This is a genomic window from Oceanobacillus polygoni (genome assembly GCF_008304605.1).
Lineage (GTDB): Bacteria > Bacillota > Bacilli > Bacillales > Amphibacillaceae > Oceanobacillus > Oceanobacillus polygoni.
Map to the genome: position 1 here is coordinate 349,958 of NZ_PIJY01000026.1, position 14,588 is coordinate 364,545.

General features: G+C 39.4%; 14 protein-coding genes, 1 pseudogene and 1 riboswitch. Of the genes and pseudogenes, 3 read left to right on the forward strand and 12 right to left on the reverse strand.

The genetic code is table 11. The features are described from left to right. Nucleotides 1-25: 25 nt before the first annotated feature. From atpD to F1560_RS13480, 9 genes are all read right to left on the reverse strand, one after another. The gene (gene atpD, locus F1560_RS13440; protein ID WP_149475141.1) at nt 26-1,417 is read right to left on the reverse strand and encodes a F0F1 ATP synthase subunit beta; all 1,392 of its coding nucleotides are present in this window, start codon (nt 1,415-1,417) and stop codon (nt 26-28) included. A 42-nt stretch (nt 1,418-1,459) separates the two neighbouring features. Then, the gene (gene atpG, locus F1560_RS13445) at nt 1,460-2,320 is read right to left on the reverse strand and encodes an ATP synthase F1 subunit gamma (RefSeq protein WP_149475142.1); all 861 of its coding nucleotides are present in this window, start codon (nt 2,318-2,320) and stop codon (nt 1,460-1,462) included. 138 nt (nt 2,321-2,458) lie between these two features. Continuing rightward, nucleotides 2,459-3,970, reverse strand: a complete 1,512-nt coding sequence (gene atpA, locus F1560_RS13450) for a F0F1 ATP synthase subunit alpha (protein WP_149475143.1) — start codon at nt 3,968-3,970, stop codon at nt 2,459-2,461. A 120-nt stretch (nt 3,971-4,090) separates the two neighbouring features. Next, the gene (locus tag F1560_RS13455) at nt 4,091-4,633 is read right to left on the reverse strand and encodes a F0F1 ATP synthase subunit delta (protein ID WP_149475144.1); all 543 of its coding nucleotides are present in this window, start codon (nt 4,631-4,633) and stop codon (nt 4,091-4,093) included. After that, nucleotides 4,630-5,157: a F0F1 ATP synthase subunit B gene (gene atpF / locus F1560_RS13460; protein ID WP_149475145.1), complete on the reverse strand. Its 528-nt coding sequence runs from the start codon at nt 5,155-5,157 to the stop codon at nt 4,630-4,632. Before atpF ends, F1560_RS13455 begins: the two co-directional genes overlap by 4 nt. A gap of 147 nt (nt 5,158-5,304) precedes the next feature. After that, entirely contained in the window at nt 5,305-5,517 is a 213-nt protein-coding gene (gene atpE, locus F1560_RS13465; RefSeq protein WP_010648360.1) for a F0F1 ATP synthase subunit C, read from the reverse strand. Between the two features lie 45 nt (nt 5,518-5,562). Beyond that, on the reverse strand, nt 5,563-6,285 hold the full coding sequence (gene atpB, locus F1560_RS13470) for a F0F1 ATP synthase subunit A (RefSeq protein ID WP_149475146.1): 723 nt from the start codon (nt 6,283-6,285) through the stop codon (nt 5,563-5,565). 62 nt (nt 6,286-6,347) lie between these two features. Next, nucleotides 6,348-6,737 carry an ATP synthase subunit I gene (locus F1560_RS13475; protein WP_149475147.1) on the reverse strand — a complete coding sequence of 130 codons (390 nt, stop codon included), beginning with the start codon at nt 6,735-6,737 and terminating at the stop codon, nt 6,348-6,350. Nucleotides 6,738-7,293: 556 nt separating this feature from the next. Next, the gene (locus F1560_RS13480; protein ID WP_149475148.1) at nt 7,294-9,456 is read right to left on the reverse strand and encodes a S8 family serine peptidase; all 2,163 of its coding nucleotides are present in this window, start codon (nt 9,454-9,456) and stop codon (nt 7,294-7,296) included. 188 nt (nt 9,457-9,644) lie between these two features. Then, nucleotides 9,645-9,801: riboswitch (FMN riboswitch) on the forward strand. 201 nt (nt 9,802-10,002) lie between these two features. Here F1560_RS13480 and ribE point away from each other — a divergent pair. The 3 genes and pseudogenes from ribE (at nt 10,003) to ribH (ending at nt 11,773) form a co-directional block, all read left to right on the forward strand. Further along, nucleotides 10,003-10,653: a riboflavin synthase gene (gene ribE, locus F1560_RS13485; protein WP_149475149.1), complete on the forward strand. Its 651-nt coding sequence runs from the start codon at nt 10,003-10,005 to the stop codon at nt 10,651-10,653. Between the two features lie 11 nt (nt 10,654-10,664). Continuing rightward, nucleotides 10,665-11,276, forward strand: a pseudogene (gene ribB, locus F1560_RS13490) (3,4-dihydroxy-2-butanone-4-phosphate synthase); the annotation flags it as partial. Between the two features lie 26 nt (nt 11,277-11,302). Further along, nucleotides 11,303-11,773, forward strand: a complete 471-nt coding sequence (gene ribH / locus F1560_RS13495) for a 6,7-dimethyl-8-ribityllumazine synthase (RefSeq protein ID WP_149475151.1) — start codon at nt 11,303-11,305, stop codon at nt 11,771-11,773. Between the two features lie 71 nt (nt 11,774-11,844). On the opposite strand, the gene upp is transcribed toward ribH, so the two are convergent. From upp to F1560_RS13510, 3 genes are all read right to left on the reverse strand, one after another. After that, complete coding sequence (gene upp, locus F1560_RS13500; protein WP_149475152.1) at nt 11,845-12,474, reverse strand: uracil phosphoribosyltransferase; 630 nt, start codon at nt 12,472-12,474, stop codon at nt 11,845-11,847. 134 nt (nt 12,475-12,608) lie between these two features. Further along, nucleotides 12,609-13,853 carry a serine hydroxymethyltransferase gene (locus tag F1560_RS13505; protein ID WP_149475153.1) on the reverse strand — a complete coding sequence of 415 codons (1,245 nt, stop codon included), beginning with the start codon at nt 13,851-13,853 and terminating at the stop codon, nt 12,609-12,611. Between the two features lie 148 nt (nt 13,854-14,001). Continuing rightward, nucleotides 14,002-14,571, reverse strand: a complete 570-nt coding sequence (locus F1560_RS13510; RefSeq protein WP_149475154.1) for a TIGR01440 family protein — start codon at nt 14,569-14,571, stop codon at nt 14,002-14,004. Between the last annotated feature and the right edge of the window lie 17 nt (nt 14,572-14,588).

The window sequence follows — 14,588 nt, forward strand, 5'->3', positions numbered from 1 at the left end:
AGTATATTCTTCTACCTATTATCTATTATTCCATGCCTTTTGCTTTTTCAATTACTTCTTCAATGCGTCCTACAAGACGGAATGCATCCTCTGGTAAATGGTCATACTTACCTTCTAAGATTTCGCTAAATCCAGCTACCGTTTCTTTAACAGGCACATACGACCCTTTTTGCCCTGTAAATTGCTCTGCAACGTGGAAGTTTTGCGAAAGGAAGAACTGAATACGACGTGCTCTTGAAACGACTAACTTATCTTCATCGCCAAGCTCATCCATACCTAAGATTGCAATAATATCCTGTAATTCACGATAGCGTTGAAGTGTTTGCTGTACTTCTGTCGCTACTCTGTAATGCTCTTCCCCAACAATTTCTGAATCGAGTGCACGTGACGTAGATGCTAATGGATCCACCGCAGGATAAATACCTTGTTCAGATAGTTTACGGTCTAAGTTTGTTGTTGCATCCAAGTGTGCAAACGTTGTTGCTGGAGCTGGATCCGTATAGTCATCGGCAGGTACATAGATAGCCTGGATCGATGTTACGGAACCTTTATCTGTTGATGTAATTCGTTCTTGCAATTGTCCCATTTCCGTAGCAAGTGTTGGTTGGTAACCAACGGCAGATGGCATACGGCCTAGTAATGCCGAAACCTCAGATCCTGCTTGTGTAAAGCGGAAGATGTTGTCGATGAACAACAATACATCCTGTCCTTGCTCATCACGGAAATACTCAGCCATTGTAAGTCCGGTTAGTGCTACACGCATACGTGCACCAGGTGGCTCGTTCATTTGCCCGAATACCATTGCTGTTTTCGCAATAACACCAGAGTCTTTCATTTCATAGTAAAGGTCATTTCCTTCACGCGTACGCTCTCCAACACCGGCAAATACGGAAATACCACCGTGCTCTTGAGCAATATTATTAATTAATTCCTGGATTAATACAGTTTTACCAACACCCGCACCACCAAATAGACCAATTTTTCCACCTTTAATATATGGAGCTAATAAGTCTACTACTTTAATACCTGTTTCCAGAATTTCTGTTTCTGTAGACAGGTTTTCAAACTTAGGTGCCTCGCGGTGAATTGGATCTAAACGTAACCCATCTGCCAACGGTTCATCTAGGTCAATTTTTTCACCTAAAACGTTAAATACACGTCCTAATGTGACGTCACCTACTGGTACAGAAATAGGTCTCCCTAGGTTTTCTACTGTTGCGCCACGTTTTACACCGTCAGTTGATGACATTGCAATTGTGCGAACACTATTATCTCCTAAATGAAGAGCTACTTCTAACGTAAGATCTGTATTTTCATTATGGACAACTAAAGCGTTATATATTTCTGGGAGCGAGCCGTCTTCAAATCTAACGTCAACGACCGGTCCCATTACTTGTGTAACGTGTCCTTTACTCATCGCTTTCCCTCCTAACTTACTTTCAGGCATGGTTAAAGAAGCTTATTCAAGCGCTGCTACTCCACCACTGATTTCTGTGATTTCCTGTGTAATCGCCGCTTGACGTGCACGGTTATATGTCAATGATAAGTCATCAATAAGCTCACCAGCATTATCTGTTGCACTTCTCATTGCAGTCATACTTGCCGCATGTTCACTTGCTTTTCCATCCAATAAAGCACCGAATATTAAGCTTTCGGCATACTGTGGTAAAAGAACTTCTAAAATTTGCTCTTGATCAGGATCATATTCGTAATCATTGTTAACGGCAGCATGTGCGTCCAAATTCTCGATTGGTAGCAATTTCTTCGCTGTTACCTTTTGTGAGATCGCACTTACATAATGATTATAAATAATATTTAGTTCATCGATTTCTCCGTCGCTATACATTTGTACCGTCTCTGAAGCAAGTTCCTTGATGTCGTTAAATGTTGGATGGTCTGCCATTCCAATAATACTATTTGACATCGGCAAATCACGCTTCTTACAAAAATCATAGCCTTTACGCCCTACTGCAATGACTGTATATTCATCTTTACTGTTATGACGCTTTTCAATTGTTTGAAACAAATTTCTCAGTATATTACTGTTGTAAGCCCCAACCAATCCACGGTCTGAAGTTATAACTAGGTAAGCGGTTTTTTTCACTTCACGCTTATTCAACATCGGATGGGATACATCTGTGTTACTATTAGCGATACTAGCTACAACTTCTTGTATTTTATCTGCATAAGGAACAAATCCTTTAGCATTTTGTTCTGCTTTACTCATTTTTGAAGCAGATACCATCTGCATTGCACCGGTAATTTTCTTTGTTTTTTTTGTTGAATCTATTCGAGCTTTCAAATCTCTAAGTGATGCCAAGCTTTTTCACCACACTTTCCTGACAGAGGTTGAGCCGGAAAAGACTTTATAGTAGCAGCCATTTCCGGTCCATTATTCTCTTTTCGAAATCTATTGACAAAGGGAAACACTTTTTCAGGTGTTTGCACCTTCGTTTAATTAATTTGTCGTTGGTAAGAATGTTTTCTTGAATGCTTCAATAGCAGATTTCATATCGCTATCATCTGGCAAGTTACCTGTTTCACGGATGGTAGTCAATAATTCATTGCGATTGCTTTCAAGCCATACATTCATTTCTGTCTCGAAACGAAGTACATCTTCTACAGCAATGTCATCTAAGAATCCTCTTGTTAGTGCATAAAGAATCATAACTTGTTTCTCAACAACCATTGGCTTATGCAATCCTTGTTTCAGAACTTCTACCGTTCTTTGTCCACGATTTAATTTAGCCTGTGTTGATTTGTCTAGATCTGAACCAAATTGTGAGAACGCTTCTAGCTCACGGAATGATGCCAAATCAAGACGTAATGTTCCAGCTACCTTCTTCATTGCTTTAATTTGTGCTGATCCACCAACTCGGGATACAGATAACCCGGCGTTAATCGCAGGTCTAACACCTGAGAAGAACAAGTCAGATTGTAAGAATATTTGTCCGTCTGTAATCGAGATAACGTTGGTTGGGATGTACGCAGCGATGTCGCCTGCTTGTGTCTCAACGAATGGTAATGCAGTTAAAGAACCGCCACCACGTGCATCACTTAATTTAGCAGCACGCTCTAGTAAACGTGAGTGCAAGTAGAATACATCTCCAGGGAATGCTTCACGACCTGGAGGACGACGAAGCAGCAAGGAAAGTTCACGATATGCTACTGCTTGTTTTGACAAGTCATCATATACAACAAGTACGTGTTTACCGTTATACATGAACTCTTCACCCATTGCTACACCAGCATAAGGAGCTAAGTATAATAATGGTGCAGGATCAGATGCCCCTGCTGTTACAACGATTGTGTAGTCTAATGCACCGTATTTACGGAACGTTTCTACCGTATTTCTGACAGTTGATTCTTTTTGACCAATTGCAACATAAATACAAATCATATCTTGATCGCTTTGATTCAAAATGGTATCAACAGCTACTGTAGTCTTTCCTGTTTGACGGTCACCAATGATAAGCTCACGTTGTCCACGACCGATTGGCACCAATGCATCAATCGCTTTGATTCCTGTTTGTAGTGGCTCATCAACTGATTTACGGTCCATTACTCCTGGAGCCTGCGCTTCAATTGGACGGGTTTTAGATGTTTCAAGTGCACCTTTTCCATCAATTGGCTGTCCTAGTGGGTTTACAACACGTCCCAATAATTCTTCTCCAACTGGTACTTGCATGATACGTCCTGTTCGACGAACTTCATCGCCTTCTTTAATCCCTGTGTAAGGTCCTAGAATAACGATACCAACGTTGCTTTCCTCTAAGTTCTGGGCCAATCCCATAACACCGTTTGAGAATTCAAGCAACTCTCCAGCCATTGCGTTATCAAGTCCGTGTGCACGTGCAATTCCGTCCCCGATTTCAATAACTGTTCCAACGTCACTAACTTCGATATCTGTATCGAAATTTTCAATTTGCTGTTTAATTAGTGTACTGATTTCTTCAGCATTTATGCTCATACCATTTCACCCCTATCATCTTTGTTCATAATAAGCATGTATAAAATTCATTTCCATCTTAGAAGACCATGTCAAGTATGTATGCTTAACTTTGGTCTGTACGTACGTTGCCTTTTCACATTAATTAGTAGAAACAATGCGTTTTGAAATACGATCTAATTTCCCGCTAATTGTTCCATCATAGATTGTGTTTCCAACGCGAATTTTAATTCCACCAATAATGGAAGGATCTATAATGTTTTTCAAATTGATTGCAGTTTTACCGATTCGTTTTGCGAATGTTTGCTGCAACTCAATTTTTTCAGCATCTGTTAATTCACGTACAGAATAGACCGTTGCATCTGCAATTCCTTTTGCATCATTCACTAATTGAATGAAGCTTTCGATAATGGCGACAAGAGTTGTGATACGTCGGCGTTCAACAAGCAATTTGATTGTATTGACAACATCTGCCTGTAAGCCTTGAAATACTTCTGTGATCAACTGTTTCTTTTTCACATTATCGATTTTCGGATGTATAAGGAACGTATCCAGTTGTTCATTCTGTTTAAATACTTCTTGTACAACACGGAATTCCTTCACGAGCTGTTCTAATGTATTCTTTTCAAGGCCGAGTTGGAAAAGAGCGTCTGCATAACGTTTAGCTACAACAACTTCACTCATCGCTCTTCTCCTACCTCTTTAATGTAATCGTTGATCAATTTCTCTTGATCTTGTGCACTGATTTCCTTTTCAATCACTTTACTTGCAATAAGTACGGATAAGGATGCAACTTTATCTTGAAGTGCTTGCAATGCTTTTTCCTTCTCGCTTTGAATATCAGCTTGAGCTGCCTGAATCAGACGGTCTGCTTCTTTACGTGCAGATTCCACAATATTCTGCTCTTGCTTTGCTCCTGCTGCTTTTGCGTCCTCAATCAGTTTCTGTGCTTCTTCTCTAACTTGGTTTAGTTGCGCTGCAGCATCATTGGAAGCTTTTTCAGCCTCAAGACGACTTTTTTCAGCTGCTTCAATTTCTCCAGCTACGTACTCCTCACGCTCTTGCATTTTGTTCATGAGGGGTCCCCAGGCGAATTTTTTTACTAATGCTAGTAACACGATGAAGAAGAATAATTGGACAAGCATGTCTCCTACTCTTAGTCCTCCAACACTAGCTCCAATTGTCATAAAGTCAATGTATGAATGCACTGATTTCACTCCTTTCAATGTGACTTCACATCTATTTACCTATGGTGGTTCATTTTATTTTCGTATCACCTGAAAGTTACATAAAGGAATGGCGAAGATTCTATGGTAACGAACTTCGCCATTATGTTTTTAAAAATAAAAATACAATTACATGAAGATAGCCATAAATGCGATAACTGCTGCGATGATTGGAATCGCCTCAACAAGTGCTACACCGATAAACATTGTACCTTGCAAAGCACCTCTAAGTTCTGGTTGACGTGCGATACCCTCTACTGTTTTACTAACGATCATCCCGTTACCAAGACCTGCACCTAATGCTGCTAGGCCAATTGCGATTGCTGCTGCTAATGCTTCCATTGAATAATTTCCTCCTTTTATAGTAAACCTTAATTTATTTTTTATTTAATGGTCACTGCTCACTTTATGAGACATATACACCATTGTTAACATAACAAATACATAAGACTGGATGGCACCTATAAACACACTAAATCCTTGCCATGCCAGCATTGGTACTGCTGCTCCTAAGAATCCAAAGAAGCCTGACATTGCTAGCCCTACAAGTAGGGTTAATAATACTTCCCCAGCATAGATGTTACCAAATAGACGAAGACCTAATGTTAATGTGTTGGTAAACTCCTCGATAATTTTAAATGGTAGCATTAAAGGTACAGGGCTAACGTACCCTTTGAAATATGCTTTTGTTCCTTGTGTTTTAATTCCATAGAAATGGGATAAGACGATAACCATAGCGGATAGTGTTAATGTTAAAGTTGCATCTGCGGTTGGTGATTTCCACCATAAGTCATGACCGACCACTCCGACAGTCGCTACACCTACTAGGTTACTAACAAGGATGTAAAAAATTAGTGTTAAGCCTAGCGGAAGAAACACCTTCCCTGTCTTCCAATCCATCGTGTCGCTGATAATCCCTTTTACAAATTCAACTACCCATTCCATGAAGTTCTGCATCCCGGTTGGCTTCATCTGCAGTTTGCGGCTTCCCCACACACAGAAAACAAACACAATTAGCGATACAACGAAAATCATGAGGACATTGGACAAGTTAAAGTCGAGCCAGGAAATCCCAAAGACGTCATTAACTATTGGAGCTGTATGATCCAAAATTCTCCCCCCTTTACACTACTTACTTAAAAATCCATTCATACTATGCCTGTACAACTAGTTTACTTGATATTTTTTCTTTGGAAAATGATTCGAAAAGTAACATCAATTCCTATGATGATATATGAAGATACGAGACCAAAAACTAGGGCAATAATATGAAAGGTTTCATTAAATCGAAGTGCGATCAAAACGGAAAGCATCGTTGCAGCGAGCCTTGAGAATGTTCCCAAACCTCCGCGTACCTTTCCTGTTTCAACAACCGCTTTTCCTAGTGCTTTTGTTTTGTGCTGCAGTAACCATAAATTGTAGAAGCTTACAGCGCTCCCTAACAATAAACCGTTAAAAATTCGAGGATACGGTGAGAACCCTGCACCAATTACGATGATTGCTAGAAGAAAGAGCATCCACTTACGTTGCCTCGTTACCATCAAATCATATTCAGACATCATGTACTCTACTCTCCTAAACACTCAAACAATATTGGGGATGTTCTTTTTTACAAAATAAGGGCTGAAAATATACGTGCATCCGCTTCCAAACTAGATTGGTTCATTATGCAACCAGTTGGTTATTTTCAGTCATTATTTTTAGTATGGGTCCTGTTTCGCAGCCAAAACCACCGATATACTTATGTAACAGAAGTTGCTTGAAGGGAAATTTATCTCTGCCATTTTCCTATGTCGAATGATGCAAAAAATATATTTACATCAGTTTACAAAATACTTACAGATTGTATAAAATATACCTTCCCCCACAGTTAGCAAGTTTACAACAGCTTGACCACTATTGTCAATTGGAACACGGAGATAAATTGTAATTTTAAAAGATCTATAAAAATACTATATTTACCATTTATCATCGGAACAATATGTGGCATTTTCTTGTCTGTAAATTACTATTAAGCGACCCAACATTCATTATAAATGAAAGTTGGGTCGTTTTATGTGACACTTCTGTGAACTCCCTTGATTTTTTTTGGTTTTTTTGTCTCATATGAACAATGAATTATTCTATATATACAATAGTTGGTGTGCTTTCATAAGTTCCGTCTTCGAGAAATACGGTTACTACCGCGAGATAGTAGCCTGATTCACCAGCGTCTTTTTTACTTATTTCACCTTGATGTTCTCCTTCTTTTACATTTCCCGTTTCTAATAGTCGTCTTTTGAATACAAGACTTTCAGGATCATAAAGATCAACTTCTACCCGTCTTGCAGGTTCTGTTAGATATATCCGATATTCATATGTTTCTTCCGTGAGAGTCTTCATCGCAAACTCAAACCCTGCTGTTTTTGGTTGATTAGCATTTTGGTTCACAAAAATATATGGTAAGTTGTATTGTTCATCCTGAGAGGATAATGTGATCCACCCTTGATGAACACCTTCCTCCATTCGTGCGGTTGTTATACCAAGCTCAATTGGGATTGTCTTTTTCTGGTTTGCTTCGATTGTAAAAGACATTGGCAGCTTCCAATTAACACCGTTCTTTTGCTTTGGATAATCAAAGGTATATGTCTGTGCAACATCTGTCATATTCTCAATGGTTAATGTAAATTCACTTGTTTCTCTATACCCACTTATTTGTCCAAAGTTGAGTTGTGGATTATGAATGATTGTTTTCGATTCAATTGCCTTTTCCGGTTGAATTTCTCCCGTTCCTTGAATCGTGGATGCTAAGACATTATCTTCTCCGATTACATGTGCGGTTGTTTTTAGAGCACCGAAGATTTGCTGGATCGTCCAATCTGGATGCGCCTCTTTAATTAATGCAATAGCACCAGTAACATGTGGTGCAGCCATACTTGTTCCATCAAGTGGCTCATAACCTCCTGGAACCGTACTCAAAATATTCGTCCCTGGCGCAACCACGTCTGGCTTGATATTCCAATTAATGGTAACTGGCCCTCTGGAGCTAAATGGAGCTATTGTACGTTCTTCATGTTCGTAAGCAGTTTCCAAATAAATACTTTTCCCTGCACTCTGCTCTTTCAGCCATATACCATCTTCCATAGTTATCGATACGACTGGTATATTTAGCGGAGCTTCTTTATTTTGAACGGACCCTTGAAACGTTCCTTTCTCTTTATTATAGACTACCACAGCTACCGCCCCTCTTTCTTCTGCACGTTTCGCCATTTCATAGAACGGTATGTCTCCACGCTTCATTACTGCGATGTGCCCGTTTAACGATCCATTCTCCTCTGTACCATCTGCAATTGGATAGTCCTTTGTCAAATTCCACGGAGAAGAACCTACCATTTCAGTAAGCGGGATTGTTCGCTCAGCCATCGGTTCATAGAGGGAAGGAGTTTCTGTTGGTGAAGTGGATGCACCGACTGATAAAGCTTTGTCAGCAGTTGCTGGTGATCCTACAGTCCAATCCCCAGGACCACTATTACCATTTGCTATAACTACTGGTACGCCTAGTTCGGTAGCTCGATTTACCGCTACACTTGTTGGAAAGTCAGGAACGTTTACATTATTTCCAAGTGATAAATTGATAATATCTACCCCATCTTCAATCGCCTTCTCCATTGCAGCTATGACCTGTACCGATGTTCCTGCACCACCAGGACCGAGCGCGCGATAGGCGTAAATTTCTGCATCTGGAGCAACTCCTTTCATTTCCCCGTCGGCTGCAATAATCCCTGCAACATGGGTGCCGTGAGATGTTGGTATACCTTGTTCTGGAAGTGTCTCCATTGGGTCTTCATCCAGGTCAACGAGGTCATATCCACCGATGTAATTTTTCTGTAAATCAGGATGATCATGGTCAATCCCGGTATCAACAACTCCAACCTTTATCCCTTTTCCAGTGAATGAGGTCGTATTTAAATGAGATGGATATACTTCACTGCCCGTTTCACCATGGTTTTCTAATGGAAGTGACTCATAATGCTGTACCATGTGGATGCTTTGGACAAATGGGAGCGACTCTATCTTTTGCAAGTTTGCAGGAGCCCCTTGTAAGGCAATTCCGTTAAATAATTGTTTATAGACCGCAATAACTTCGATAAACGGATGATACGTTTCCAAGTATTCTTTATGTACTTCCGGATCCCCTTCCACTTCGATAATGATAGACTCCCTCTCTTCTTCCGCATGAAGTTCCGGGGTTGGTGGAATAAATAGAAATAATAACAGTAAAAGAATACTAAAAATCCGCATAGATGCTTGCTCCTTTTTTAGTAATAGCTTTTGGAATGAATGAGATATTATACATTAGTATCGTTATGGAAACCTTCTAGTTCAAGGGGCTTTTAATAAGTATTGATTGCTGTATCCATATGCAAATTATTCATAATGTTGCTTTTTCCTATGAACTAATGATATACTATTTTCAAAATTGAATACGCATATTCCTTCGGGGTCGGGTGAAATTCCCAACCGACGGTGATGAAGCATAGCTTCTAAGTCCGTGACCCGCGCGGTTTTATTAAGGTCTATAACCAAGCGGTGGATCTGGTGCAAAACCAGAACCGACAGTTAAAGTCTGGATGGGAGAAGGAATTTTAGGTAGGCACGCTCTTTGTAATACTTTTGGCGAGTGCTGTTATTTGTATACTTTTTGTACAATTAACAGGATGCTGTTTTGTTGTATTACATATTTTTTCCATTGCTTACTATTAAAATTCTAATCACAAAGCCTCTGAGGATACTCAGGGGCTTTTTTCATTTCCAAAGGATGCGATCTTACGAAAGGAAGTGAAGTATATGTTTACAGGTTTAATCGAGGAAAAAGGTGTCGTAAAGAAATTGCTGACGGTTTCCGATCAGGCTGTCCAAATGACTATAGGATCCAGCAAGGTAATGGAGGATGTTGCTATTGGAGACAGTATTGCTGTTAATGGCATTTGCCTTACGGTGACTAGCTATAGCTCCAATAGCTTTCAAGTGGATGCTATGCCGGAAACGATAAAGTCCACCTCCTTCCAAGCTTTAAAACCTGGTTCTAAGGTAAATCTAGAACGAGCAATGGCTGCAAATGGAAGATTTGGCGGACACTTTGTATCTGGGCATGTTGATGGTACAGGTCAAATCGTCCATGTGTATCGAAATGAAAATGCTATTTATTACGACATCGAAATATCTGAGGATCTTATTCCATTTTTAATGCACAAAGGTTCCATTACAGTTGATGGAATCAGTTTGACCCTTTTCGAAGTAAAGCAAAATCAATTCACCATCTCCCTTATTCCCCATACCGCAGCAGAAACAATTCTTGGTGAAAAGGGCAAAGGGGATATCGTGAATATCGAATGCGACATGCTTGCGAAGTATGTTCAAAATATGCTCAATAGTCAAAGCATGAAGCAAGATGCAGGAATTAATCACACTTTTCTTGAAAAAAACGGATTTATATAGGAGGTTAAATGATCATGCATACCATTGAAGAGGCAATTACTGATTTAAAGCTTGGAAAACCAATTATTGTTGTCGATGACGAAAATCGAGAAAATGAAGGTGATCTTGTTGCTTTATCTGAAAAAGCAACACCTGACTTAATTAATTTTATGATCACACATGGAAAAGGACTCGTTTGTGTTTCCCTTCCAGCAGAACATGCGAAAAATATCGGGCTGTCACCGATGGTCGATCAGAACACGGATCCATATGGTACTGCTTTTACAGTATCTGTTGACCATAAAAATACAACTACTGGTATTAGCGCCGAAGAAAGGTCAAACACTATTCTGGCTTTGGCAGAGCCTCGCGCACATATTAGTGATTTCAAACAGCCAGGTCATATGTTTCCGCTTATTGCTAAAGATGGTGGTGTGTTAACTCGCCCCGGTCATACAGAAGCAGCTGTTGATTTAGCTCTTCTCAGTGGTGCCTTTCCATCAGGTGTCATCTGTGAAATTATTATGGATAACGGTACAATGGCACGACTACCAGATCTTGAAATCATGGCTGAAAAATTTGATCTAAAAGTTATCTCAATAGCAGATTTAATTGCCTATCGTAAAACAAATAAAACAATGATTGTTCATTCGTAAAGGAGACAGGAGAAATGGGAAAAACATATGAAGGAAACGTAGTTGGTACAGATTTAAAAATTGGGATTGTAGTAGCTCGATTTAACGAATTTATTACGTCAAAATTATTAGATGGTGCACGTGATGCTCTAAAAAGACATGGTGTTGCTGAAGATAATATTGATATAGCATGGGTACCAGGTGCATTTGAGATTCCGTTAATCGCACAAAAAATGGCTGCTAACAGCAAGTATGATGCTATTATCACGTTAGGAACGGTTATTCGTGGATCTACCCCACACTTTGATTATGTTTGTAATGAAGTAGCAAAAGGTGTTGCCAACGTATCGTTTCAGACGAGTAAACCAATCATTTTTGGCGTCCTAACGACAGAATCGATTGAACAGGCAATCGAGCGTGCTGGGACAAAAGCTGGAAATAAAGGAGCTGAATCAGCTATATCTGCTATTGAAATGGCGAATATGGTAAAGCTGCTAGAAAATTAATTCAAAAACGGAGGATGCAACTTTAATTTGCATTCTCCGTTTGTTGTTTATTTATTACATTGTAGCAGTACTTATTTTGTACCGAATAAACGATCGCCTGCATCTCCAAGTCCTGGGATGATGTAGCCATGTTCATCTAATTTTTCATCCATAGCCGCTAAATAAATATCAACATCTGGATGATCTTTCTTAATAACTTCAACGCCTTCTGGTGCAGCAATAATACACATAAGACGAATGTTTTTCGCACCACGCTTCTTCAATGAATGAATAGCGTCATTTGCTGAGCCACCAGTCGCAAGCATTGGATCAATAACAATCAGCTCACGCTCGTTAATATCCGAAGGTAATTTAATATAATATTCCACAGGCTTTAATGTTTCTGGATCACGGTATAGACCAACATGTCCAACTTTTGCTGCTGGAATAAGCTTACGTACGCCATCAACCATCCCGATTCCAGCACGTAAAATTGGAACAAGTCCTATTTTCTTCCCAGCTAATGTTTTCGATTTTGCAGTGGTTACCGGTGTCTCCACTTCTACCTCTTGTAATGGTAGATCCCTTGTAATTTCAAAAGCCATAAGCATCGCAACTTCATCAACAAGTTCGCGGAATTCTTTTGTTCCTGTGTTCTTATCTCTTATGTACGTTAATTTATGTTGAATTAACGGATGATCAAATACAAAAACATTTCCCATTGTAGATCACTCCTTCAGATTAGTTATATCTTTAAAATTGTACTGAAAAACAAGCCAGCTTTCAAGTTTAGTTTTATTCTTGTTACAAAAACGTAATAAGGATACCCCGAATTCGGAGTATCCTCGTCTACTACTTAAGCATATTGTGTATATAATGGAAATTTTTCTGTTAAAGCAGCTACTCGTTTTGCAGCCTCTTCTAATACTGCTTCATCTTCATTATTTTTTAATGTCAATGAAATAATGGCAGCAATTTCCTTCATCTCTTCTTCACCAAAGCCTCTAGATGTTACAGCAGCGGTACCAATACGGACTCCACTTGTTACAAATGGACTTTCCGTATCGAATGGAATCGTATTTTTATTTGTTGTAATTCCAATATCGTCCAGAGCCTTTTCAGCAACTTTTCCAGTCAAGTTAAGTGGTGTTACATCTAATAATAGCAAATGATTATCCGTTCCACCTGACACAATACGAATTCCTTCTTCATTCAATGCTTCCCCAAGGACTTTCGCATTTTTAATAATGTTATTCGCATATTCTTTAAACTCGTTGGATAATGCTTCCTTAAAGGATACCGCTTTTGCAGCGATAATATGCATCAATGGTCCACCTTGAATTCCAGGGAAAATTGACTTATCAATTTGCTTCGCATACTCTTCTTTACATAAAATCATTCCACCACGAGGGCCACGTAATGTTTTATGTGTTGTTGTCGTAACAAAATCAGAATATGGAACCGGATTTTGGTGAAGCCCGGCAGCAACGAGACCTGCAATATGCGCCATATCAACCATTAGATAAGCATCTACTTCGTCAGCAATTTCACGGAACTTCGCAAAATCAATATGACGGGAATATGCACTTGCACCAGCAACAATTAATTTTGGCTTTACTTCTTTTGCTTTTGTTAAAACAGCATCATAATCTATTTTTTCAGTTTCTTTATCGACACCATAGTCAACGAAATTATAAAGCTTTCCACTGAAGTTAACAGGACTTCCATGTGTCAAATGTCCACCATGGTTCAAATTCATTCCCAGTACTGTATCACCCGGCTCTAAAATGGAGAAATAGACACCCATATTTGCCTGCGCACCAGAATGTGGTTGAACATTGACGTGTTCTGCACCAAAAAGCTCTTTTGCACGGTCACGAGCTAAATCCTCTGCAACGTCAACATGCTCACAACCACCATAATAGCGTTTATTTGGATATCCTTCCGCATATTTATTCGTTAACACAGAGCCCATTGCTTCCATTACAGCTTCAGACACGAAGTTTTCAGACGCGATCAGTTCGACCTTATCCTGCTGGCGTTTTTTCTCCGCTTGAATTGCTTCATATATTTCTACATCTGCTTGTTTAACATGTTCCATAAGTAAAGCCTCCTATGTATAAGAATATTTTAAAACTATATAAAGGTTGTTCAAAAATTCCGGTAAAAATGACACGGCGAATTTCTCGGTCCTTTTTACCCTCCTTTTCAAACTATATTATTGGGAGTTAAATCCTCCCATTAATAACTTATTTACAGCTACCATTTAATCTCGTATTCTCATAATTTGCTCGATGACCACCGATTAGTTTTGGACGAGTCCTTGCGGCAGTAGCTCGCGCATTCCCAATAAATTTCTCGTTAAATCGAAGTGGAACAGCTACATGCTTTAAATGCATCCCAATCATCGTTTCTCCAATATCTAATCCCGCATGAGCATGAACTGCTTCAACCACAACTGGATCTTTCATATGCTTATATGCATATGAAGCCATCGATCCCCCTGCTGTAGGAATTGGGATAACGGAAACTTCTTCCAACTGATAGGCAGTTGCAGCTTCTCTTTCAACAACAAGTGCTCGATTCAGATGCTCGCAGCATTGAAATACAAGATGAATGCCAGTTTGTTGCTGTAATGCTTGTAGCTCTTTAAAAATAACTGCTGCAATCTGTTCGCTGCCAGATGTTCCAATATGCTGTCCGGCAACTTCACTTGTTGAGCATCCAACAACAAATAATTCACCATTTCGCAAATAGTCCGTTTCCAACCATTGCGCTACTATTGACGTCATATTTTGCTGTATATTTTCATATGCCATTTATTCTTCACCTTCCA

Coding starts and splice junctions, on each gene's coding strand:
- atpA (WP_149475143.1), bottom strand. CDS start 3,970: ATGAGCATAAATGCTGAAGAAATCAGTACACTAATTAAACAGCAAATT.
- F1560_RS13455 (WP_149475144.1), bottom strand. CDS start 4,633: ATGAGTGAAGTTGTTGTAGCTAAACGTTATGCAGACGCTCTTTTCCAA.
- atpD (WP_149475141.1), bottom strand. CDS start 1,417: ATGAGTAAAGGACACGTTACACAAGTAATGGGACCGGTCGTTGACGTT.
- ribE (WP_149475149.1), top strand. CDS start 10,003: ATGTTTACAGGTTTAATCGAGGAAAAAGGTGTCGTAAAGAAATTGCTG.
- atpE (WP_010648360.1), bottom strand. CDS start 5,517: ATGGAAGCATTAGCAGCAGCAATCGCAATTGGCCTAGCAGCATTAGGT.
- F1560_RS13480 (WP_149475148.1), bottom strand. CDS start 9,456: ATGCGGATTTTTAGTATTCTTTTACTGTTATTATTTCTATTTATTCCA.
- F1560_RS13475 (WP_149475147.1), bottom strand. CDS start 6,737: ATGATGTCTGAATATGATTTGATGGTAACGAGGCAACGTAAGTGGATG.
- upp (WP_149475152.1), bottom strand. CDS start 12,474: ATGGGAAATGTTTTTGTATTTGATCATCCGTTAATTCAACATAAATTA.
- F1560_RS13510 (WP_149475154.1), bottom strand. CDS start 14,571: ATGGCATATGAAAATATACAGCAAAATATGACGTCAATAGTAGCGCAA.
- ribH (WP_149475151.1), top strand. CDS start 11,303: ATGGGAAAAACATATGAAGGAAACGTAGTTGGTACAGATTTAAAAATT.
- F1560_RS13505 (WP_149475153.1), bottom strand. CDS start 13,853: ATGGAACATGTTAAACAAGCAGATGTAGAAATATATGAAGCAATTCAA.